The sequence below is a fragment of the Arcobacter vandammei genome (assembly GCF_016106035.1).
GTDB classification, from domain to species: domain Bacteria; phylum Campylobacterota; class Campylobacteria; order Campylobacterales; family Arcobacteraceae; genus Aliarcobacter; species Aliarcobacter vandammei.
Genome location: NZ_JADKPZ010000002.1, coordinates 79,447 through 102,855, shown reverse-complemented (window position 1 = coordinate 102,855; position 23,409 = coordinate 79,447). Strand labels below are relative to the sequence as shown.

Below are 23,409 nucleotides of genomic sequence, written 5' to 3'. Positions count from 1 at the left end.
AATAAATTCCCAGTTCCTAAAGGAAAATAAAATGCCAACAGTTTTAGAAATATTCAAAGAGCTTACAAAACTACAAAGATGTAGTGGAAATCACAAAGAATTTATAACTTATATACAAAATTTATCCAAAAAACTTGGATATTTATGTCTAATTGATGAAACAAACAATATCTTATGCAAAAAAGCAAATTCAAATGCAAAAATAGTCTTCCAATCGCACTATGATATTGTCTGTTTAAGTGAAAATTGTGTACCACATCTTATTGAAGAAGATGAGATTTTAAAAGCACAAAACTCAACTTTGGGTGCTGATAATGGCATTGGTTGCTCATATATGATAGCTTTGATGTATGAAAACTTTGATGGTGAATTTTTATTTACAAGTGATGAAGAGATAGGACTTATTGGGGCAAATGCTCTAAATCTTCCTATAAATGCCTCTTTTATGCTAAATCTTGATAGTGAAGAAGAAGGTGAGATTTGCATAGGTTGTGCAGGTGGAGTTGATATAAAGGCAGTTTTTAAAGATAAAAAAATAGTTCCAAATAAGGAAAATTTAGAGCTTTATGAACTAAGTATTTCAAATTTAGCTGGTGGACATAGTGGAGTTGATATTGATAAAAATATTCCAAATGCTATAAAACTTATAATCAAAAGTATAAAAGAGTGTGAAGGGAAAATTCTTGATATAAATGGTGGAGAAAGAATAAACTCAATTCCAGCAAATATAAAAGCAATAATTGCCACAAAAAATAGACCAAAACCAACTCACGAAAATATGAAGATAGAAAAAATAAATACACAAAGTGAACATTTTTCTATTTATGATGATAGATTACTTGATTTTTTATACAACTTTGAAAATGGTGTAAGAAGCCAAAATAAAGATTTAAATGTTGTTCAAGATTCTATAAATCTAGCAATAATAAAAACAAATATAGATAATATAACAGTTGAATTTAGTGCTAGATCTATGAATAATTTCAATCTAAAAGAGTTAAAAAAGAGTACAAAAAAAGAGTTAGAAAACTATGGTTTTAGTGTAGAGACTTGTGGAAAATATCCAGCTTGGAGTCCAGATATAAATGATTTTACAAATACTGTTTTAGATATTTATAAACAAACAAATGAAAATGCATCTTTAAGAGCAATTCATGCAGGGCTAGAGTGTGCAATATTCAAAGAAAAATTCCCAACTTTAAAAATAGCCTCTATTGGACCAACAATTAAATTTCCTCACTCAAAAAAAGAGTTTGTATATAAAAAATCAATAGAAAATGTTTTTGAAGTGGTTAAAAAAATATCAAATAGCATAAATTAATATTCTTTTAGATATAAATTTATATTATAAGTAAAGGGCTTTAGGTGGATAATAAATTTAATAATATTTCAGATTTAGTATTAAAAACTATAAAGTGTCCTATTATTTTTATTGAAAATGAAAATATAGTATTTGCAAATAACTATTTTCTAAAGATGTTTGATATACAATCTTCTGATGAGCTTAAAAATAAGAGTTTAGGCGATATTTCTATAAATTTGGATTTAGAATATTGTGATAATCAAGAGTTTTATATAGATGATAAATCTTTTAAAATACAAAATATAAAGCAAGAAAATAACCTTTTTATACTTATTTTTCACGATATTAGCCATGAAATAGAGCATAAAAAGGAGTTAAATAAACTTCTTTTTACAGATAATCTTACAAAACTTCCAAATAGAGCAAAATTAATAGACTCTTTACAAAATGACAATATTTCACCAGAATCAATAGTTCTACTAAATATCAACTCTTTTAAAGAGATAAATGATTTTTATGGACATAAAGCTGGGGATAAAATCTTGATTTCTGTAGCAAACCAAATAAATGATTATTTAAAAGATTTAAAAGATATTAGATTTTATAAATTTCCAACAGATAACTATTGTATTATAAATATGAACTATGAAAAAAATGATTTAATAAATCTTGTAGAAATAATTTTAAAAAATATTGATGATACAATTTTTTATTTTGAGAACTATGAAATTGATGTAAATTTAAGAGCTGGTTTATCTTTCTCAAACAAAAATAATAAGCTAATAACAGCAGATATTGCATTGCAAAGTGCAAAAAATAACAATAAAAGCTATGAAATTTTCTATGATGAACTTGATAAATTCCAAGAATATGAAAACAATATGCTTTGGACAAGAAAACTTAAAAATGCCTTTTTAAAGGATAGTATAGAAGTTTTTTATCAACCTCTAATAGATAATAAAACAGGAGAAGTTCATAAATATGAATGTTTAGTGAGAATGATAGAAGATGATGGTAAGGTAATTGCTCCATTTTTCTTTCTTGAAGTTTCAAAAAAATCAAATCAATATACAAAATTGACAAAAGTTGTAATTGAAAAAGCATTTAAAAAGTTTTCAACTTTACATTATGAATTTTCTGTAAATATCTCTTATGATGATATAGAAAAAGAGGATTTCTTGGACTTTATAAAAGAGATGCTTTTAAAATATGGAGTAAATGATAAAGTAATTTTTGAAATTTTAGAAGATGAAAATATAAAAAATTATTCAACAATAATCTCTTTTATAGATGAGATAAAAAATCTTGGCTGTAAAGTTGCAATTGATGATTTCGGAAGTGGATATTCAAACTTTGAACATATATTAAAAATGAATGCGGATTATCTTAAAATTGATGCTTCAATTATAAAAAATATAGTAAAAGATGAAAACTCTTATAAAATTACAAAAACAATTATAGAATTTGCAAAAAGTTTAAATCTAAAAACAATAGCTGAATATGTTGAGAATGAAGAGATTTTTAATATTGTAAAAAACTTAGGTGCTGATTATTCTCAAGGTTATTACTTTAGTCCACCAATAGCTGAGCCAAATTTCAAATAATTTATAAGTTTTTTTATGATTTTAATTTTAAAATGTTATAATTTAAATCATCAAAGAAAGGCTTATTATGGGAACTCTTAAAAAAATATTTTACACTTTTATATCTTTATTTGTTTTTTATATCTTGTTTGGATTTTTCTTAATTCCAAATATTTTAAAAGAACAAATCATAAAAAATATTGATGAAAATTTAAATGCAAAATCGAATATAGAAAAAATAGAGTTTAATCCACTCACTTTTGATTTAAAAGTTCATAATTTTAAACTAACATCTCTTGAAAATGAAGATTTAGTAAAAGCAAAAGAGCTTCAAATTCAGCTAGGAATATTAAAATCTCTTGACCAAAAGCACTTTAGAATTGAGTATATTTTGCTTGATGAATTATTTGTAAATATTTTACAAAAAGAAGATTCTAGTATAAATTTAATGAATATTTTAAAAGAAAATATAGATGAAACTAAGGAAGAAACAAATAAACAAGAAGAAATTTCTAAAGAGAATCTAGCCTTTTTAATAGCAAAAATTGATTTAAAAAACACAAATTTTAATTTTACAAGTCTAGTAAATAAAGAACCATACAATTTAAATTTAAAAGATATAAACTATACAATTTACGATTTAGGAACTTATAAAAACTTCTTATCTTCAAATAACTTGAACTTTCTAATAAATAAAAATACTGAGGTAAATATAAAAGGTGCTTTCAATATAAATCCTTTTAAAGCTTATGGAAATATAGATATAAAAGATTTAAGAGTAAAAGATTTCCTAGAATTTGATAAAAATTTTTTTAACTTTTCTGTAAATCCTGAAGCAAATATAAATCTTTCATTAAATTATAATCTTGATACAACAAAAGAAGTTTTATTGGATTTAAATAGCGATGAATTAGAAATAAATAATCTTAATTTAATCCAAAATAATAAAAATATTGCTAGTTTAAATAAGCTTGATATAAAAAAATTTGCCTTTGACTTAAAAGAGCAAAAAATTGATTTTTATGATACAGATATAAAAGATTTAAATGTAAATATGCTTATGGATAAAAATGGAGTTAATTTTGCTAATTTAGTTAATATAGAAGCTAGTAATGAAGATGAAAAAGTTGAAGATTCCAAATCAAAACCTTGGAATATAAACTTCAAAAATATATTTTTAACAGCAAATTATAATTTTAATAATATTTCATTAAATAGCCAAACAGATGTAAAATCTTTGGTTTTAAATTCAAGTGAATTAAAAATAGTAGATTCTAGTGTATATTTAAAAGATGCAAATCTAAAGGCTTCAAATATTGCTTATTTAGATAAACAAAATAAATTGGATATAAAATCAAATAACACAAATATAAATTTAGAAAATTTAAGTGTAATAAATGGTGATGTAAAAATTGGAAGTGTAAATCTTATAAAAGATGGTGTAAGTTTTAAAGAAAATAGTTTAAATCTTGATATTAACTCAAAAAAATTAGAAACTTCTATGAAAAATCTTGAAATCTCAAAAAATATCTCTTTTAGTGAAAATATTTTAAAACTTCAAGATTTAAATTTTGTGGATAATATAAATAAACTAAAAATAAAAAGCCCTACTTTACTTTTGAGTACAAATGGTTTTCTAATTGATGATAAAAATGGTATAAATTTCAAAAATATAGCTTTAAAAAATCAAAATTTAAATTTTATTGATTCAATAAATAGTCTAAAAATAGATGTTTCAAATATTGATTTAAATTCAAATAACTTTTTATTTGATAGCAAAAATAATTTAAATTTAAAAGCTATAAATCTAAAAAATACAAAACTCCATTTTGAAGATTTAAAAAACCAAATCTCTTTAAATGCAAAAGATATAAATTTAGCATCTAAAGATTTTTTAATTACAAAAGATAGTAATATAACTTTAGGAAGTTTAAAATTAACAAAACCTACAGTAGATTTATTTGATGTAAAAAATGATTTAAAAATTGATGCAAAAAATATATCTTTGGATATAAATAATTTTAAATTAAATAAAAATAATATTTCTTTGGCTTCTGTAAAACTTATACAACCAAATCTTAATATTTTAAATAGTCAAACAAATATAAGTGTAAAAAATATTGATTTATCTTTAAAAAAGTTAATTAGCAAAGATAATTTTTTTAGAATAGAAAAAACAGACTTAGTAAATCCTCATATATCTATTCTTCTACCAAAAAATGAAACTATAAAAGTTGAAGATAGTAAAGAAAATAATAGTTTAACACAAAATGAAACTACTATAATAAAAGAGAATGAAAGTCAAAACGAGAAGAAATTTAGATTAAATTTAGGACCAGTTGATATAAAAAATCTTACTCTTGATTTTGAAGATAAAAATTTGGCAATTCCTTTTAAAACAACAATTTCTAAATTAAATGGTCAAATTTCTGAAATTAAGAATAAAGATGAAAGTACTTCAAAACTAGAAATAAAAGGTGTTGTAGATGAATATGGAGTAGCAAAAATAACAGGAATTGTAAATCCAAATAGTTTAAAAATTTTAACGGATATAAATATGAAATTCCAAAATATAGCTATGAAAAATTTCACACCTTATACAGCAAAATTTGTTGGTAGAGCAATAAAAGATGGAAAATTAGAGCTGGATTTAAATTATAATATTAGTGATTCAAATTTAAAAGCTAAAAATAGTATTATTATCAAAAAACTAGAGTTAGGTGAAAAAATAGATAGTCCAGATGCAATGTCTTTACCGCTTGATTTAGCTATTACTTTACTAGAAGATAGTTCAAATGTGATAGATATAAATCTTCCTATATCTGGAAATGTTGATGATCCGCAATTTTCTGTTGCTTCTATTGTATGGAAAGCCTTTGTAAATTTAATTACAAAAGCGATAACTTCTCCATTTTCACTTATTGGAAGCTTATTTAATTTTAGTGAAGATGAGATAAAAAGTGTAAATTTTGATTTAAAAGAGAGCGAGATAACTCCTATTCAAAAAGAGACTTTAGACAAAATTGCTCTAATTTTAAGTAAAAAAGAAGAGATTGCTATAAAATTAACACCATCTTTTAATGAAAAAGAGGAGAAAGAAAAGTTTGCAATACAAAGAGCTGAAAATATCAAGGAGTATTTAATAAAAGAGAAAAATATAAATCAAAAGCAGATAATTATAGATAATAATCTAAAAAAATCTAGCCAAAATATTGATTTAAGTATAGAACAAATTTAGTTTATTTAATCCTTTTGTGCTATTTAACCCTTTTTTAGATAAAATCTATGCTCTAAAAATTAAAGGTATTTTACTATGGCACTAATTGATTTACAAAACATTTCTAAGCAATATGATATAAAAGTTATTTTAAAAGATGCAAACTTTACTTTACAAAGTGGGCAAAGAGTTGCAGTTATTGGACAAAATGGACAAGGGAAATCTACACTTTTTAAAATAATTATGAAAAGTGTAGAACCTGATAGCGGTGAAATGGCTATTGATAGAAGTATAAAAATAGAGATGCTAGACCAGCAACCAAAATTTGAAGTAAATTTATCTGTAAGAGATGCTATTGAAAATCAACTTGTAGAGCTTAAAGCTGCAAAAACAAAGTACGAAGAAATCACAAATAGACTAATAACTGAGTATGAAAATGAAGAACTCTTGCGAAAACAAAGTGATTTAGCCTCATTTTTAGACTTTCACAATGCTTGGGATTTAGAAAATATGATAGAGAGAGTTTTAGTTGAATTTCAGCTAAAACAGTATGAAAATAAAGATGTAAATCTCTTAAGTGGTGGAGAGCAAAGACGAGTTAGTTTAGCTGGATTAATTTTGAAAAAACCTGATGTTTTACTTCTTGATGAGCCTACAAACCACCTTGATGTTTATATGGTTGAGTTTTTGGAAGAGCTACTTTTGAAAAACAACTTCACCCTACTTTTCATCTCTCACGATAGATATTTTATAGATAATATTGCGACAAATGTTGTAGAAGTTGATGGTGGGGAGTTAAGAAAATTTAGTGGTGGCTACTCTTCATATTTGGAGCAAAAAGCACAAATACTATCAAATATGCAAAAAGAACACGAAAATCTCTTGCGACTTGTAAAGCAAGAAGCCCACTGGATGCAACACGGAGTAACTGCTAGGCGAAAAAGAAATGAAAGAAGAAAAGCAGAATATTTTGACTTAAAACAAAAAGCAAAATCAAATCCAGCAGCTATAAGAAAAATGAGCTTAGAGCTTCAAAGAGAGCAAAAAAGTTTTAATAGCGATGAGAAACAACAAAATAGAAAAAAAATGCTTTATGAGCTTGATAATATTTATAAATCTTTGGGAGATAAAGAGCTAATCAAGGACTTTACAGCAAGAATTTTGCAAAAAGATACAATTGCCATTGTTGGACCAAATGGAAGTGGAAAATCAACACTTCTAAAAATCTTTATGGAAAAACTAAAAATCGATAGTGGAAGCTTCAAAAAAGGAGATTTTAACATAGGATATTTTGACCAACAGCGAGAAATGCTTGATGATAATAAAACTATTATGGAGATTTTTTGTCCAAATGGTGGAGATAGAGTTGTCCTTGATGATGGAAGAAACCTGCATGTTTATGGATATTTGAAAAACTTTTTGTTTCCAAAAGAGTATTTGGATAAAAAAGTTGGAGTTTTAAGTGGTGGAGAAAAAAATCGTGTTGCTCTTGCCCTACTTTTTACAAAAAGAGTTGATTGTATGATACTTGATGAGCCTACAAATGATTTAGATATTCCTACAATAAATATTTTAGAAGAGTATTTACAAAACTTTCAAGGAGCTTTGATTTTCGTATCTCACGATAGATATTTTGTAGATAAAATTGCAAAAAAACTATATGTATTTACAGGAAATGGAAATATTATTGAGAGTTTTCAGCCATATAGCGAGTATTTACAAATAGAAAAAGAGTTAAAAGAGCTTGACTCTTTGGAGTTTGAAATAGAAAAAGAGAAAAACACTCCAAAAATAGAAAATACTCCTAAAAAACAGACGAAATTATCATATAAAGACCAAAGAGAATATGATAGTTTACCACAAGAGTTAGAAAAATTGGAAGAGAAAATAGAAGAGTTAAACTCTTGTTTGGCAGATCCAAAATGCTATGAAAAAATAGGAATTGTTGCCCTTTCAAATGAGCTTGAAGAGGTAAAAGCAATTTATGAAGAGAAAGTTGAGAAATTTTTAGAACTTGAAGAGAAAATTGAGAGTTTTAACTCTTAAAAAAGTATAATAAAATTTAAAAAAGGAGTATAAAACATGAGTTTAAAAGAGAAATTAAATGAAGATTTAAAACAAGCAATGAGAGATAAAGAGGTAGTAAAAAGAGACTCCATAAGAGCAATTAATACTATGATAAAACAAATTGAGGTTGATGAAAGAAGAGTTTTAGATGATGCTGAAGTAGTAAAACTTATTCAAAAAGGTATAAAACAAAGAGAAGAGGCAATAGCTCAATATAGTGCTGCAAATAGAAATGATTTAGTAGAAAAAGAGCAAAGCCAAGTAGATGTATTTATGTTATATTTACCAAAACAGTTAAGTGATAATGAACTAGAAGCTGGAATGAAAGAGGTAATTAGCCAAACAGGAGCTACTAATTTAAAAGATATGGGTAAAGTTATGGGGGCAGCTTCAAAGAAATTTGCTGGTGTTGCTGATGGAAAAAGAATAAATGAAATGGTAAAAAAACTTTTAGGATAAAAAATGAAAGAATTCTTTAATAAGCTTTGTGAATTAGAAAAATTAGAAGTTGAAAAAAATAATATAGACTCAAATGAGGGATTAATCTCTCTTTTACTAAAAAGAATTCCAGCAAAAAATGTTAAGGTTTTAGTAAATATTTTAAAACAATCTTTGATTCCTTCGATTAGTCAAGATGAGAATAAAGAGCTTGAAGAACTATTCTTATCTATTGAGAAAAATGAAGATTTGATTTTTGATAAAAATATTCAAGAAAAAATCGAACAATTTATCGCTCAAAGATTTGAGAAAGATAAAAAAGTAATTATTGAAAAGACTTCAGATATTTCAAAACTTGTTTTGATAATGGAAGAGTTTTTAAATGAAGCAATTTCAAGTAGTGGAAATGGCTCAAAAAATGTATTAAATATAAAAGAGAAATTAAAATCAATTGATATAGATAATTCAAATTTGGATACTCTTGCAAAAATCCAAACAGAACTTATAAATGCTGCTTCATCAATAGAAGAGGAGATGAATAGTGTTTCAAATAAACTTCAATCAGGAAAAACAAAAGTTCAAGAACTTGAAGATAAGATAAAAAGTCTTGAAGATGAACTAAATAAAACAAAAAATGAGAGTATGAGAGATCATTTAACTGGTCTTTTAACAAGAAAAACCTTTTTTGAAGAGCTAAAAAGAATAGATAGCTCATTTACTAGAATGGGTACTCAATATGCTGTTATTTTCTTTGATATTGATCATTTCAAAAAGATAAATGATACTTTTGGACACGAAGGCGGAGATGTTGTTCTTTCTACTTTTGGGAAAATTTTAAATAAAAGTATTAGGGATTTGGACATTGTTGGAAGATATGGTGGAGAAGAGTTTGTTGCAATTGTACATTTTAAAGAGACAAAAGAGCTTTTACTTTTTTTAAAAAGAATAAAATCAATAGTTACTGAAAATAGCTTTGTTTACAAAGATAAGCATTTAAAAGTTACTTTCTCGGCTGGTGTTACAATTAGAAGTACTTATGCAAGTTATGATGATGCTATTTCTAAGGCAGATAAACTACTTTATGAAGCAAAAAATTCTGGAAGAAATAAAATTATTTTAGAAAATGGAATGGAATTTTAAAGCTATTGGAAATTTTTCCAATAGTTTTAAAAATATAGATAAAAATTAAAAGCTAACATTAAAAAATTTAAGATAATAAAAGCAATTTTATTAAAAACTGACAAAAAAGAGAAAATAATATATAAGAAAAATAGCCAAAATGGTGTTTTTATCATATAAATATCAATTTTATGATTTAAAAATATATTTAAATAATTATCAAAATAACTAGATAAATTAAAAAGATGTGCAAAAATCTCAGCAGGGTAAAATATATTAAAAAATATTGTAATTGGTATTGAATAAAACTGTTCCAAAGCTGTTTGGGCAAAAAAATAGTGAACAATAGGATTAAATATTAAAAACATCCATATATTAAAAAAGATATATAAAAACCATTTATTATAGTTTTGAAAATATTGTAAAAATAAATAGATATAAAAAACTGCAAAAATAGAGAACCAAAATCCAATTGAGAAAATATATTGTGGGGAAAGTGCAATAACTATCAAAAATGTATAAAAAAGAGTCATATAAGAAATTATTTTTATATTGCTTCTTAATAAAAAAATACCTAAGCAAAAAAGAACAAAAGCCCTTAGTAAAGAAGGTACAATATCTGTTAAAAGCAAATAGTAGAATAAAATAAAAGTTATTATAATCATAATATCAAATCTTTTGTTTCTATATGGAAAATATTTTTGGTGAAAATATGAGTATGGAAAATATAAAATCCAATATATCACAAAGGACAAAACCACCAAATGAAAGCCAGAAAGTGCTACAACATGGGCAATTCCATATGCTGTAATAATATCTCTTAATTCGCTAGAAACAGCAACTGCTAAAAAAAGAGCATTAAAAAGTTCAATTACAAGCTCATCTTTATGATTCTCTTCTACATTTTTTATGATATTTTCTTTAAAACCAATGGGTTTTTCTAATTTCTCAAAATATAAAATATGAGTATAAAAACCTCTTAAATAAGAGATAAAATCGATTTTTCTGCTATCAATAGCACAATAAATCAAATCTAATTTCTTTAAGTTCTCATTTTTTCCTACTTTAGAGAAGAATTCAAAATTTGAAGTTTTTAACTTTATAATATCAAAATCATCTTTTTTGTAGATATTTATTACTTCTGCTTTAAGTTCAAAAATATCACTATTTTTAAAATCCATAAATCTACTATATTCAATAGAAAGATTTACAAAAATTAAAAAAATTAATAAAAGTATGGTTTTAAATTCACTATTTTTTAAAGTATTAATAATCATAAAGATTATTATATACTTTTTTTAGAAAATTGTTACTCGATTTCTTCCATTTTCTTTTGATTTATACAAGGCTTCATCTGCTCGTTTAAATACATTTTCTTTTTCATCATTAGGAACTAAAGTTGTTGCTCCAAGGCTTATTGTAACTTTTTGTTTTAGACCAAAATCAAAGTTTTCAACTTCAACTCTTAATTTATTTGCAAAATTTTCAAGTTCATTCATATTTTTTATATTTTTTGCAACAATAACAAACTCTTCTCCACCTACTCTAAATAGTTTGTCATTTTTTCTTATACTATTTTTTAAAAGTGAAGCGAGATTTTTTAATACAAAATCACCTTTATCATGACCAAAAGTATCATTTATAATTTTAAAAAGATCTATATCAAGTAAAATAAAACCTAAATTATTTTCATATCTTTTGTTTAACTCTATTTCATAATCCATAGTTTCGTTAAACACATTTCTATTGAAAGTTTTTGTTAAAGGGTCAATTCTTGATAGAATTTCAAGTTTTCTTCTTATTTTTGCATTTATTAGAAAAATAACAAAAATAAGGAGAAAAAAATCTACTATAAAAATAAAAAATGTTGTATTTAAAATATATGTTTTTTTTGTAGAAATTTCAGATAAAATAAATAGAGTATCTTCTGAATATTTCCAAAAAACCTCACTTTGTTTTATTAGACTTTTCTTATTTTCTTCACTTTTTGTAACTTCATATTTATCTATAATATTTTTTAAATTATCCCATTCTATCTTTAAAAGTTCTAATTTAATAATAAAACTAAACATTGAAGAACCAACAAGTTTATATTTGTCTTCAACTAAAAATTCATTAAAAATATTATCTATAATTTCTCTATCCTTTGCAGTATCTTGATTATCTAGTTCTAGTTTTACAATTCTTTGAACTCCACCTCTTATCATTCCACTTCTATTTAGTAGTGTTGCATCATCTTCAATAGAATAAATAGCATATTTAATAACAAAGGAGTTGGCGAAAATAATAAAAATATGGACAGAAATTATAACAATTAAGATAAGCCCTATTCCAAATTTTTGATTCATTCTAGTTAGTAAATTCAATACAGACCTTTAAAATTATTTTTATACAAATATTATATAATATTTTCAAAAGGATTACTATGAAAAACATTTTTAAAAGATTATTTTTATTCTTTTCTTATATATTTGTATCTATATTTATAAGTGCTTGTACACCTAAAATTACAATTCAAGCCTTAGAGCCATCAAAAATATCTTCACAAAAGGTAAATATTGTAGCAATATCTAATATAAAAAATGACAATGTAAATCAAACAACAAGTATAGCAAATGCTTTATCAAATAAAATTATAGATGATAAAAATGTTTTTACTATTCAAAATAACACTATTGGAGTTGATGCTATTATAAATGGGGAAGTACTAAACTCCAGTGCAAGTTATAATGTTTATTATCATGAAGAGATAGATTTTTCAAGATGTAGATATTTTAGATATGATGAGAAAGCAAAAACAAAACAATGCTTACAATATGAAATTAGATATATTCCTTGTGAAACAAAATATTATAATGTAACAACAGCTTTAAACCTTGTAAATCCTAATACTAATAATATTATTTTCTCAAAAACTTATGATAAATCTTCAAGTGATAATGTTTGTTATGATAGATATTTTTCATATTCTCCAATTTTTCCTAGCCATTTAAACTCAAGAAGTGATAGTTTTAGAGTAAATTCTCAAATTGCTTTTGAGATTGCAAAAGATTTTGTAAATGATATTTCACCAAATTATATATATTTTAATGTTGAGATAATTGATGAATTAAAAGATTATAAAAACTATACAAAAGAGCAAAATGAGAGATTTAAAACGGCTGTTTCATATTTGGAAAAGAGCCAGTTTGATATAGCTTTTAGTATTTTAGAGAGTTTAGATATTGAGTTAAATGGCAAAAGTTATGAAGTTGCTTATAATTTAGGTCTTATTTTTGAAGCAAGAGATGAACTTGAAATTGCAAATAAACTATATTTTGCAATAAAAGATTTTAAGATGGAAATAAAACATAAAAATTTAATTGATTACGGAATAAACAGAACAAATTTGAATTTACAAAATAAGATAAAAGCAAAATCTCAACTAAAGTAGCTTTATAAAAAGCTACTTATAAAAAAGAGATTTCCTCTATTTTTTGCTCTTTTTTGAACTCTTGATAAACTGTTTTTATCTGTTCTAATTCACTTTTAGTAAAATTATTAATATTTTTTTCAAGCTTACTAACTATATCTTTGGTTTCGAATTTTAATAAACTTTTTGCAATATAATTCTCTATTAAAACCATTCCTAATCTTTTTATAGATTTTGTATCTTCTAAAATTTGTAAAGCTTCATTTGTAACTTCTAAAACTTGAAGGCAAAGTTTTTCATCATAAGATTTTGAGATTTTATACAAAATATGTAAAGCAAAATTGTGTAAAACAACTGGCATTTCATCTCTATCTCCAACGGAATCTTTTAAAATTACACCTAAATTTCCAAGTTTTATAGCCTTATTTATTATTTCATCATCTTTTTTATCTTCTAAAATATATTTAAATCTATAAGAAATTGCCATATTAACAAAAGTTGCTCCATATTCAAAAGCACCAAGTGCTGGAATTGATAAACATTTTTGATAAAAGATTATAGCTTCATCATAGTTCTCTTCCCATTCACAAAGGTTTGCTTTGATATTATAAAAGTGCCACAACCACAATGGTTCATTATCTTCATTATGAGAAAATAGTAATTTTCCTAAATTTATTAAAGCCTCTTTTGCTTCAGTTTTTAAGCTCTCTTCTCTTTGAGAAATAATTATCCAAGCTGATTTTCTTTGATAATATTTTATCTCTATATCAGATGGCTTTTTATTTTTTCCTAAATTTAACTCTTTTGGCAAAGAGTTATAAGCTTTTTTAAATTTTCCCATTCTTTCATATAAAGAGCCAATATTTAGGATATATTTATTTGGGTTTATCTCATACAAATATTGATTTATTAAAATAGCTTGTTCAAAATAACCATTTCTTTCAAATAAAAATGCCAAGTCATTTAATGCCACAATTGATATTTTTCTATAATATGAATTTGTTGAATTCTCAAAACTATTTATATCATAAGAATCAAACATAAAACCTGCTATATCAAACCAATAATCATTTATTAACTCATATTGTTGCTTCTCTTTTATAGAACTTATAAATTTTTCTAATATTTTTATAACTCTTTTTTCATCTAAAACTAAATCTTTTACATAGTAATATAAAATTAACAAAGAAATTGGATTTTCAAACTTTGAAATACAATTTTCAAGATGATTTCTAAGGTATTGTGATAGCTCTTTTTTTTGAGAATTTAGCTCTTTGAATTTTACATTTTTAGTAAAAAAAACTTGCAAAGATTTTTCTTGAGATAAAAAACCAAAATCTTCAAAGCTTCTATTTATGAAGCTTTGAAAACCAAAACTTAGTTTATTTTCATCTTGATATGAGATAAAATTATTTCCACAATATTCAAAAAGTTCCAATGAGATAAATATATTTTCACTTCTATTTTTTATAATATTTGTAGAGCAAAGTTGAAGTAAAGAGTAAAAAATTTGCTCTTTTTTTGATAATAATATCTCTACATCAAAATTATCTTTTAATATTGTATTTCTAATAATTTTTATATCTGAAATATACAAATTTTTTAGTTGATTTTGTACATTTTCTATTTTGTCGCTTCTAATATAAAAATTAATATTTGTAAAATTATTTAAAATTACTTTTACAAAACTACTCCAAATCCAATGTTTTTCATCTTCTAAGTCAAAATTGTATAGATTAATTTCTAAATTTTTATCAAAATTAGAGTAGATAAGTTGTAACCTTTCTATTTTTCTAAACTCCTTATTAAACCAAGAGCTAATAAGATTTTTAAACTCACTACCAGAAGCATCTAAAATTTTTGGCATAAAAAGTAAAGATAAAAATAAAAAAAGAACAAAACCAAAAGATATATAATCTTTTATGCCAAATGTTACAGGCATTTCTAGTACTATCTTTTTTAAGAAATCTTCATAAATAGAAATAGTTAAAAATGCTAAAAGTATCACAAAAACAGAAGCTAAAGAGATAAAAAAAGGAATAAATCTTTTATTTAATGCATATAGAAAACTTCTATTTTTTCCTAAAATAGAGTTTATATCATCTTCAAATTTATCTAAATCATCACCTTCGCAGTATGTTATATGCAAAGATTTATCATCTTTAAAAATGGAGATATTTTCTACTTTTTCTCTTTTTTTATTTGCTAATTTTGAAGTAATTATTGTATATGACATTATTAATCTTTTTTTGAAGCTTGATTTTGTATTGGGTCACTAAAATTATAAATTCCAGTTTTTATAGGAAATGGAAAATCTTTTAAAATATTTTCAAAGTTAGATTGAAACTCTTTTGGAAAATTTTCTACTCCTTCTTTTACTATATCTATATATCTTGATGGAATAAAGCTATTTGTATCCCCTATTTTTGCTATTTTTTCCTCATTTGTAGTCATAAAAGCCACTAAATCATCATCTAAATCTAGGTTTAAAACATCCTCTTTTTTTATTTTAATACAACTATAATTTTTTTCTCTTTGTTTCAAAACTTCAAATTCATCTTCACTTATTTTTATAATAACACCAAAAATAGTTGAATTTTCATCTTTTTGTATATTTAAAAATATACCATTTACCTCTAAATCATCAAATTTTATAGATTCAATCGAGTTCCAAACTCTTTTATAACCTTTGATTTCTACACTTATTAAATCATCTCTTTTTAACTCTCTTTTTTTAAATGAGTTTTGAGCACTTTTAATATTTACCAAAGAACCAAATCCAAATAGATACATAAAAACCTCTCTTTAATTGATTTTAAATTTTATCTTTTTTTGCTTTAAGATAGGACAAAATGCCAATTTAACAACTTTTAACTAATTTTTTTGTATATTAAATCTTTTATTATAAAATTTATAAGGCTTTTTTAAGAATGGAAAAATTTGACTATACAAAAATATCTGATGATTGTGTTAAGTGTGGAAAGTGTAAACCAGTTTGTACAATTTTTAATATAAATCAAGATGAAGCTACGAGTCCGCGAGGTTTTATAGACCTTTTAGGTGCATACAAAAGAGATGAATTAGAGCTTGATAAGACAGCTAAAGAGATTTTTGAATCATGTTTTTTGTGTACAAACTGTGTTGAAGTTTGCCCAAATGATTTACCAACAGATATGATAATCGAACAAGTAAGAAGTGATATTGCAAAAAAATATGGAATTGCTTGGTATAAAAGGCTATTTTTCTTCCTTTTAAGACATAGAAAAATTATGGATTTTATGTCAAAACTAGGTTGGATGTTCCAAACATGTGGAATTAAAATTGATGCAGAGAAAAAAAGTGCGACTCCTCGATTTTCACTTCCAATTGTAAAGAAAAATAGAGCTTTACCTTATGCTGATAGTGTAAGTTTTTTAAATAAATATCCAGAAAACATAAGAGCAAAAGAGGATGTTAAAAAAGGAAGAGTTGCCATATTTATAGGGTGTATGAGTAACTATACTTATACAAAAACAGGAGATAGTCTCGTAAAAATTTTAAAGAAGTTAGAACTTGATATTTTTATTCCAAAAAAACAACTTTGTTGTGGAGCACCTGCATATTTTACAGGGGCTTTTGATACTGTTGATTATTTAACTAAAAAAAATATAGAGTATTTTGAAAGCTGGATAGATAGTGTAGATGCTGTTATTATTCCAGAAGCAACTTGTAGTGCTATGATTAATCAAGATTGGGAACACTATTTACACAATCAACCAGAGTGGAAAGAGAGAGCAAAAAAACTTTCAAGCAAGATTTTTATGGCTACAAAATGGCTTGAAAACAATACTGATTTAAAAGATATGTTGGCAAAAAGTGGAAAAAAATTTGATCAAATGGTAACTTATCACGATCCATGTCATGCTAAAAAAATGCAAGGTATTTGGAAAGAACCAAGAGAGCTTTTAAAACAAAACTATGTTTTAAAAGAGATGAGTGATTCAAACAGATGTTGTGGATTTGGTGGAGTTACTATGCAAACAGAGAGATTTGATTTCGCAAGAGCTGCAGGTGCTCCAAAAGCTGCCATGATAAGAGATACAAAAGCACAAATTGTAAGTGCTGAGTGTAGTGCCTGTAGAATGCAAATTACAGATAGCTTATACCATGCAGATGTTGATGTAGTATTTAAAAACCCAATTGAGCTAATAGCCGAAGCTTTAGAGGATTAATATGGAGTTTTGGCAAAACATCTATTCGCATTTTGATCCTGTTGCTTTTAAGCTTGGAGAAATATCTGTTCACTGGTATGGAATTATGTATGCTTTGGCACTTCTTAGTGCCATTTTTATAGCAAAATGGTTTATAAAATATGACAATATTAAAATAACTGATGATATTTTTGATTCATATATTTGGTGGGCTGAAATTGGTGTGATTTTGGGTGCTAGAATTGGTTATATTCTTTTTTATGATACTCACACTATGTATTATTTAACAAACCCTTGGCAAATATTTAATCCTTATGTAAATGGAACTTATGTAGGAATTTCAGGAATGAGTTATCACGGGGCTTTTCTTGGATTTATAATTGCTAGTTTACTATTTTGTAAAAGAAAAAATATTAATTTCTGGTTTATAACTGATATTGCTGTTCTTGGAGTTAGTGCTGCATATATTTTTGGAAGAATTGGAAACTTCTTCAATCAAGAATTAATAGGAAGAGTTACTGATGTTCCTTGGGCAATTTATGTAGATGGAGTTTTAAGACACCCTTCTCAACTATATGAGGCAATTTTAGAAGGACTTTTTGTATTTTTAATCTTAGTTTATTTTAGAAATAAAAAGAGATTTGATGGACAATTAGCTTTAATGTATGGATTTTTTTATGCAATAGCAAGAATTATTGCAGAATTCTTTAGGCAACCAGATATTCAACTTGGATTTTTAGTAGGAGATTGGCTAACTATGGGAATTTTACAATCTTTTGGAATTTTATTACTTTGTTTAGTAATCTATATTTATAAAGTAAAAAAGGTAGAGAAAATATAATTTCTCTACCTTTTTTTAATCTTAATTTTATAAAACTCAGCTTTTGAAATATCTTGCAAGAACTTTGGTTCAACATCATGTAAAGCTATAATTTCAACAGGAACATTTTCTATAGTCCAAGCTTTCCCCGTATCTTTTATAACTTCATCTTCAAAAAGTTTTAATAACTCTTCCCTTGTAACTACTAATTCTTCCATTATTTACCCCTACTTTGGTATCTTAGCCTTTTACAATATCTATTGTATAACCTCTGTTTGATTGATTTTTTATAATCTCATAGTATGTTTTTTGTCTAATTTTATTTACAATATTTCTCATTGTATAAATTGACATATCTTTACCTTTCCAAACAACCTCTTTAATTGTATCATAATCAATTACTTCATTTTTCTTAGCAATTAATAGTTTTAAGAAAGCTTTTTCAAGTCTTGTAAAGTCTATTAAAACTCCACCTGCTCTAAAAAATTGATCTCTATACTCATCAAAATATATACCTTGATCAAACTCTATTTTATCCCCTCTTTTTGTCTGATTTAAACACATCATAATTGTTAATTTTAAATCTTGACCTCTTAAAGGTTTAGATAAAACTGTATAAGCACCAACATTTATAGATGTTACTATATCTTCTTCTTTTGTAGTTCCAGAAATAATAATTTTTGGTAAATTTGGAGCAATAGCTGAAATTTCCGAACATGCTTCATAAAAACTAGCATCTTGTAAATCAGTATCCAATACAACTATATCATATTGGCTTGAAGCTGCCATTTCTAAACCATCTTTTAAAGTTTTAGCTTGTTTAAAATCTTTAAAATCACCATTTACTTCTTTTTCATAACCTTCATCACTACTTATAACTAGCAGTTTTGTATTATTTAATTTTCTTATATTTTTTATTGCTTTTAGCATAACTTACTCTTTTTAATAATTTTAAATTCAATATAAAATAATAACAAAAATTTCTTTATTTGTCAAAGGAAAATTACATTTTTTAATAATTTTTATTTATTATTTTAATTCTTTCCAAGAGTCTCCTATCGTACAAGAGACCTTTAATGGGACATTTAAGACAAATATAGTCTCCATTATATTTTTTATATTTTTTGTTATTTCTTCAACTTTTTCTTCTTTTACTTCAAAAATAAGTTCATCGTGGATTTGTAAAAGCATTTTTACATCTTCACTATTTTTATATTTTTGTTCGATTTTTATCATAGCAAGTTTTATTAAATCAGCTGCACTTCCTTGAAATTGAGTATTTACAGCCTCTCTTAAATATGCAGCTTTTAAAAGTGGAGTTGCTCCTTGAAAATCAAAAAATCTTTTTCTATTTAGTAAAGTTTTTACAAAACCTTGCTCTATTGCTTTATCTTCAATAGATTTTAAATAATCTTTTACACTTTTAAAGGCTTCAAAATATGAGTCAATATATTTTTTTGCCTCTTTTGAAGATATTTTTAATGTATCACCTAATTTTTTTGCACCCATTCCGTATAAAAGACCAAAATTTATAGATTTTGCAATAGCTCTTTTACTTTTTGCTTCAGTTTCACCAAAAATTTTTCTAGCTGTTTGTAAGTGAATATCTAAATCATTTTTAAAAGCCTCTACAAGTGCCTCATCTTGTGAAAAATGAGCCAAAAGTCTTAACTCTATTTGTGAGTAATCCACACCTACAAGTTTATAATCATTCTTTGCTACAAAGGCTTTTCTAATATCAACTTCATTTGCTCCAAATGTTGGAATATTTTGAAGATTTGGAGATTTTGAACTAAGTCTTCCTGTGCTTGTTCCTGTTTGTATAAATGAGGTATAAATTCTATTTTCACTATCTTTAAGCCCTAGCTCTAAAAGTGGTTCTATATAAGTTGAGTGAAGTTTATCTGCTTCTCTAAAATCAAGTAAAAGTGGCACAACTTCGTGCAGGTCAAAAAGTGCATTTAATACACTCTCATCTGTACTATATCCTGTTTTCGTCTTTTTAGAAGGAGGAAGATTAAGCTTCTCAAAAAGTGTTTCTCCTACTTGTTTTGGAGATCTTATGTTGAACTCAAAACCAACACAAGAGAAAATCCTATCTTTTAGTTTATTTAAAAACTCTTGGCTCTTTTTTTGATACTCTTGAAGCAAAGATACATCTACTTTTATACCTCTTTGCTCCATAGAAGCTAAAACATAAATAAAATTAAACTCCAACTCAAAGGCTATATTTAGCAATTCAACTTCCTCTTTTTCTTTAAAAATTTCAAGTTGTTTATTAAAAAGTTTTAAAGTCATCAAAGCATCTTCTGCTGCATATTGTGTAGCCCTTTCTAATTCAACGATTGAAAAATTTTCACCTTTTTTTACAATTTCACCAAAGGAAATCATCTCTATACCAAAATATTTTTTTATTTGATAATCTATTCCTACTTTGCTATCAGTATCTAAAATCCACGATAAAATCATAGTATCAGCATATAGTTTTAAATCTATATCAAAGTTATTTTTTATTATTTGCCAATCATATTTAAAGTTTTGAAGAACAAGCTTATATCTATTTAAAACTTCTATTGTCTGTTTTGCAACTTCAAAAGATATTTGTTTATCAACTCCCAAATAATTGTGAGCTATTGGAACATAATATGCTCTATTTTCTTCAAAAGCAAAAGAGAAACCTACAATTTTTGCTTTATTTGTATCTAAATCTGTCGTTTCAGTATCAAAAGCAACAATAGCATCTCTTGGAATTTTATTTATAACTAAACTCAAACTTGCTTCATCATTTAGCAAAATATACTCTGGTTTTTCCAAATCTATTGGTTTTGTTGTTGGAATTTTTGTTTTATAGCTAAGCCCATTTTTATTTACTCTATCAAGAACTCTATGCATATCATAAGATTCTAAAAGATTTGATATTTTTAAAATAGGATTTTGTATTGGAAGAGTGAATTCTTCTAAATTGTCTATAAAATGGCAATCTGTTTTTAAAGTTACTAACTGTTTTGATAAAAATGCATTTTCTTTTGATTCTAAAAGTAAATTTTGAGTTCTAGGCTTATCAATTTTTTCTATATTTTCATAAATATTTTCAATAGTTTTAAACTCTTTTATTAAAGCTTCAGCAGTTTTTGCACCAACTCCTTTAACTCCAGGAATATTATCAGCTGTATCCCCAACTAAAGCTTGATAATCAGTAAACTCCGATGGTAAAACTCCATATTTTTCTATACATTTTGCTTCATTTATAACTTGTTTTTTTGTTGGGTCAAATAAATATACAGAATTTTTGTCATCTATTAGCTGGTATAAATCTTTATCATGAGATACTATTCTTACTTCTAAACCTTTTTCTTTTGCATCTTTTGCGATACTTGCAACCATATCATCTGCTTCATAACCTGTTTTTATAGCTATTTTAAATCCCATTTCCTCTATAAAAGTAATAGCAACTGGAAGTTGAGCTAGTAAATCTTCAGGAACATCTGGTCTTTGGGCTTTGTAGTTTGAATATAACTCATTTCTAAATGTATCACCTTTTGCATCAAGAGCAAAAACTATATAATCTGTTTTAAAATCCTTTCCAATTCCTGCTATAAAATTCATAAATCCTGTTAAAAGCCCTGTTGGAAATCCATTTGTGGCTCTTAATGGCGGTAAGGCATAGTAACTTCTAAATAAAAATCCAAAAGTATCAATAATCGTAATAGTTTTTTTCATAATAATCTTTCAATGTTAGTTTTAAGCTTTTATAATATAATAAAATGATTTAAAGAGTGGTTTTAGTGAGATTTTTATTTTTTGGGTATCCAAAATCTCAACTTCCTGTCCGTTTTGGAAATATAGTTTTTTTTAAGATAAGCTTTGATATATTGACAAAATATTTATAAAGGATTGAAAATGCACACTCTAAAATTGACTATTCCAGATGTTGTTTATCCTGAAATTATCTCATTTCTAAAAAAATATCCAAGTGTAAGTATTGATAAAAATAGCCTAAATGCTGATTTTGTAGTATCCAATCTTGATGAAGCTAAAAAAAGAGTAGAAATGGCTAGAAAGCAAAATATATTTATAGAAGAGAAAGAGTTTTGGAATGAAATAGATGAGCATATATCTAAAATATGAAAATAGTTTTTTCCAAACAATTTAAAACAGAGCTTTTAAATATTGTAAATTATATATCTCAAGATAAAAAAACTGCTGCTTTGAATTTTAAAAGCCACTATTACAATCAAAAAACCAACAAGTATTGAAAACAGCACTATTGCTCCAAAACCATAACCTATAACAAAATTGCTTAAAGCAAAAAATACCAATAGAATTAAAGATATTGATAAAAGCTTATTTTTTAAACTATATTCTTACATATACAAAAGCTTGAATAGCTCTTAAAAAGAAAAAGGTTTAGTTTATATATTTGTTTTTGAAACGGGACTTTAGTCTCAGATTTTATTTTAGAAAATATCTTTTGCATTATTATCAAATTAAATATTTTAATTCTTAGATTGCTTCTTTCTGAGAACAAACTCTCCTTCTTTATAACTAATTTCTTCATAATCCTTAAAAATTGCTATAATTAATGCTATACCAATACTACTTGCTAATATTATTGCAGCTGCACCCACTCCAGTTGTTGCACCTACTCCAATAGCAGTTATAATTACAGCCAGTGAAGCTTTCCCTAATTTAGCTATTTTTTTAGTTTTATAAAATTTATTAGCAAACTCTCCTTTAATTATTATTTCGGAATAAGCTTTATTTTTAGCTTCTTCTAATTCTTCTTTAGTAGTTACTGTTACGGTATCCATTTAAAATAGTCCTTGTTGTAAAAAATTGACATGTCCTAAATTGTACTATACAATACATTTTATTTATATATAAAAATGGAAGACTTATATAATACTTAGATATTTTAAAATTTGAAATAGTTGCAAATAGTAATTGAACAAAAACTATTTAAGTTTGTTTACCAAAAGTGTAAAAGTGAAGTTCTATTGCTATGAAGTTTCTCACTTCATAAGCTCCTTTTTTATCTCTTTTATTCGCAAAAAAGATTTAAACCCAGAGTTGTTTTCATCCCCCTCTTTTTCATAAATAGGTTTTAGCCCTTTAATTTTAGACAAAATTGTAGTTTTTGATAAATCTTGCATATAATTTCCTTAAAATTTGCCCAATATTTAAACATTTTTCCTAGCATTGTCAAATAAGAATAAAGAAAGAAAACAATATAATAAAAATAAAAATATTATGGAGAAAA

General features: G+C 25.2%; 19 protein-coding genes. 10 read left to right on the top strand and 9 right to left on the bottom strand.

Features of this window, described 5'->3' with window-relative positions; all coding sequences use genetic code 11:
• The first annotated feature begins 31 nt into the window (after positions 1–31).
• The 6 genes from IQC44_RS01620 (at position 32) to IQC44_RS01595 (ending at position 9,748) form a co-directional block, all read left to right on the top strand.
• A complete protein-coding gene (locus IQC44_RS01620; protein ID WP_198304452.1) occupies positions 32–1,321 on the top strand; it encodes a zinc-binding metallopeptidase family protein in 1,290 nt (429 codons plus the stop codon).
• A 44-nt stretch (positions 1,322–1,365) separates the two neighbouring features.
• A complete protein-coding gene (locus tag IQC44_RS01615; protein WP_257120154.1) occupies positions 1,366–2,907 on the top strand; it encodes an EAL domain-containing protein in 1,542 nt (513 codons plus the stop codon).
• A 67-nt stretch (positions 2,908–2,974) separates the two neighbouring features.
• Entirely contained in the window at positions 2,975–6,124 is a 3,150-nt protein-coding gene (locus IQC44_RS01610) for a DUF748 domain-containing protein (RefSeq protein ID WP_198304451.1), read from the top strand.
• Between the two features lie 75 nt (positions 6,125–6,199).
• A complete protein-coding gene (abc-f, locus tag IQC44_RS01605; protein WP_198304450.1) occupies positions 6,200–8,149 on the top strand; it encodes a ribosomal protection-like ABC-F family protein in 1,950 nt (649 codons plus the stop codon).
• A 36-nt stretch (positions 8,150–8,185) separates the two neighbouring features.
• Positions 8,186–8,629 carry a GatB/YqeY domain-containing protein gene (locus IQC44_RS01600; RefSeq protein WP_198304449.1) on the top strand — a complete coding sequence of 148 codons (444 nt, stop codon included), beginning with the start codon at positions 8,186–8,188 and terminating at the stop codon, positions 8,627–8,629.
• A 3-nt stretch (positions 8,630–8,632) separates the two neighbouring features.
• Positions 8,633–9,748 carry a GGDEF domain-containing protein gene (locus IQC44_RS01595; RefSeq protein WP_198304448.1) on the top strand — a complete coding sequence of 372 codons (1,116 nt, stop codon included), beginning with the start codon at positions 8,633–8,635 and terminating at the stop codon, positions 9,746–9,748.
• A 26-nt stretch (positions 9,749–9,774) separates the two neighbouring features.
• Here IQC44_RS01595 and IQC44_RS01590 read toward each other — a convergent pair whose 3' ends face one another.
• The gene (locus IQC44_RS01590; RefSeq protein ID WP_198304447.1) at positions 9,775–11,004 is read right to left on the bottom strand and encodes a ComEC/Rec2 family competence protein; all 1,230 of its coding nucleotides are present in this window, start codon (positions 11,002–11,004) and stop codon (positions 9,775–9,777) included.
• A 21-nt stretch (positions 11,005–11,025) separates the two neighbouring features.
• Positions 11,026–12,093, bottom strand: a complete 1,068-nt coding sequence (locus IQC44_RS01585) for a GGDEF domain-containing protein (RefSeq protein WP_198304446.1) — start codon at positions 12,091–12,093, stop codon at positions 11,026–11,028.
• A 59-nt stretch (positions 12,094–12,152) separates the two neighbouring features.
• On the opposite strand from IQC44_RS01585, the gene IQC44_RS01580 reads away from it, so the two are divergent.
• Complete coding sequence (locus IQC44_RS01580) at positions 12,153–13,160, top strand: hypothetical protein (RefSeq protein ID WP_198304445.1); 1,008 nt, start codon at positions 12,153–12,155, stop codon at positions 13,158–13,160.
• Between the two features lie 16 nt (positions 13,161–13,176).
• Here IQC44_RS01580 and IQC44_RS01575 read toward each other — a convergent pair whose 3' ends face one another.
• Together IQC44_RS01575 and IQC44_RS01570 are read right to left on the bottom strand one after the other, a co-directional pair.
• On the bottom strand, positions 13,177–15,375 hold the full coding sequence (locus tag IQC44_RS01575) for a tetratricopeptide repeat protein (protein WP_198304444.1): 2,199 nt from the start codon (positions 15,373–15,375) through the stop codon (positions 13,177–13,179).
• 2 nt (positions 15,376–15,377) lie between these two features.
• Positions 15,378–15,932, bottom strand: coding sequence for a hypothetical protein (locus IQC44_RS01570; protein WP_198304443.1), 555 nt, complete (start codon positions 15,930–15,932; stop codon positions 15,378–15,380).
• Positions 15,933–16,069: 137 nt separating this feature from the next.
• Between IQC44_RS01570 and IQC44_RS01565 the strand changes: the two genes are divergently transcribed.
• Together IQC44_RS01565 and lgt are read left to right on the top strand one after the other, a co-directional pair.
• The gene (locus IQC44_RS01565) at positions 16,070–17,350 is read left to right on the top strand and encodes a (Fe-S)-binding protein (protein ID WP_198304442.1); all 1,281 of its coding nucleotides are present in this window, start codon (positions 16,070–16,072) and stop codon (positions 17,348–17,350) included.
• A 1-nt stretch (position 17,351) separates the two neighbouring features.
• Positions 17,352–18,170 (top strand): prolipoprotein diacylglyceryl transferase, encoded by an 819-nt coding sequence (gene lgt / locus IQC44_RS01560; RefSeq protein ID WP_198304441.1) that lies wholly within the window; start codon positions 17,352–17,354, stop codon positions 18,168–18,170.
• Between the two features lie 5 nt (positions 18,171–18,175).
• Here lgt and IQC44_RS01555 read toward each other — a convergent pair whose 3' ends face one another.
• The 3 genes from IQC44_RS01555 to polA all read right to left on the bottom strand — a co-directional run bounded on the left by IQC44_RS01555 (position 18,176) and on the right by polA (position 21,869).
• On the bottom strand, positions 18,176–18,367 hold the full coding sequence (locus IQC44_RS01555) for a hypothetical protein (protein ID WP_198304440.1): 192 nt from the start codon (positions 18,365–18,367) through the stop codon (positions 18,176–18,178).
• A 22-nt stretch (positions 18,368–18,389) separates the two neighbouring features.
• On the bottom strand, positions 18,390–19,079 hold the full coding sequence (locus tag IQC44_RS01550) for a response regulator transcription factor (protein WP_198304439.1): 690 nt from the start codon (positions 19,077–19,079) through the stop codon (positions 18,390–18,392).
• A 99-nt stretch (positions 19,080–19,178) separates the two neighbouring features.
• Positions 19,179–21,869, bottom strand: a complete 2,691-nt coding sequence (gene polA, locus IQC44_RS01545; protein ID WP_198304438.1) for a DNA polymerase I — start codon at positions 21,867–21,869, stop codon at positions 19,179–19,181.
• 180 nt (positions 21,870–22,049) lie between these two features.
• On the opposite strand from polA, the gene IQC44_RS01540 reads away from it, so the two are divergent.
• A complete protein-coding gene (locus IQC44_RS01540; RefSeq protein WP_198304437.1) occupies positions 22,050–22,277 on the top strand; it encodes a hypothetical protein in 228 nt (75 codons plus the stop codon).
• A 368-nt stretch (positions 22,278–22,645) separates the two neighbouring features.
• On the opposite strand, the gene IQC44_RS01535 is transcribed toward IQC44_RS01540, so the two are convergent.
• Entirely contained in the window at positions 22,646–22,960 is a 315-nt protein-coding gene (locus IQC44_RS01535; protein WP_198304436.1) for a hypothetical protein, read from the bottom strand.
• Between the two features lie 201 nt (positions 22,961–23,161).
• Positions 23,162–23,302, bottom strand: a complete 141-nt coding sequence (locus IQC44_RS01530) for a hypothetical protein (RefSeq protein ID WP_198304435.1) — start codon at positions 23,300–23,302, stop codon at positions 23,162–23,164.
• Positions 23,303–23,409 lie beyond the last annotated feature (107 nt).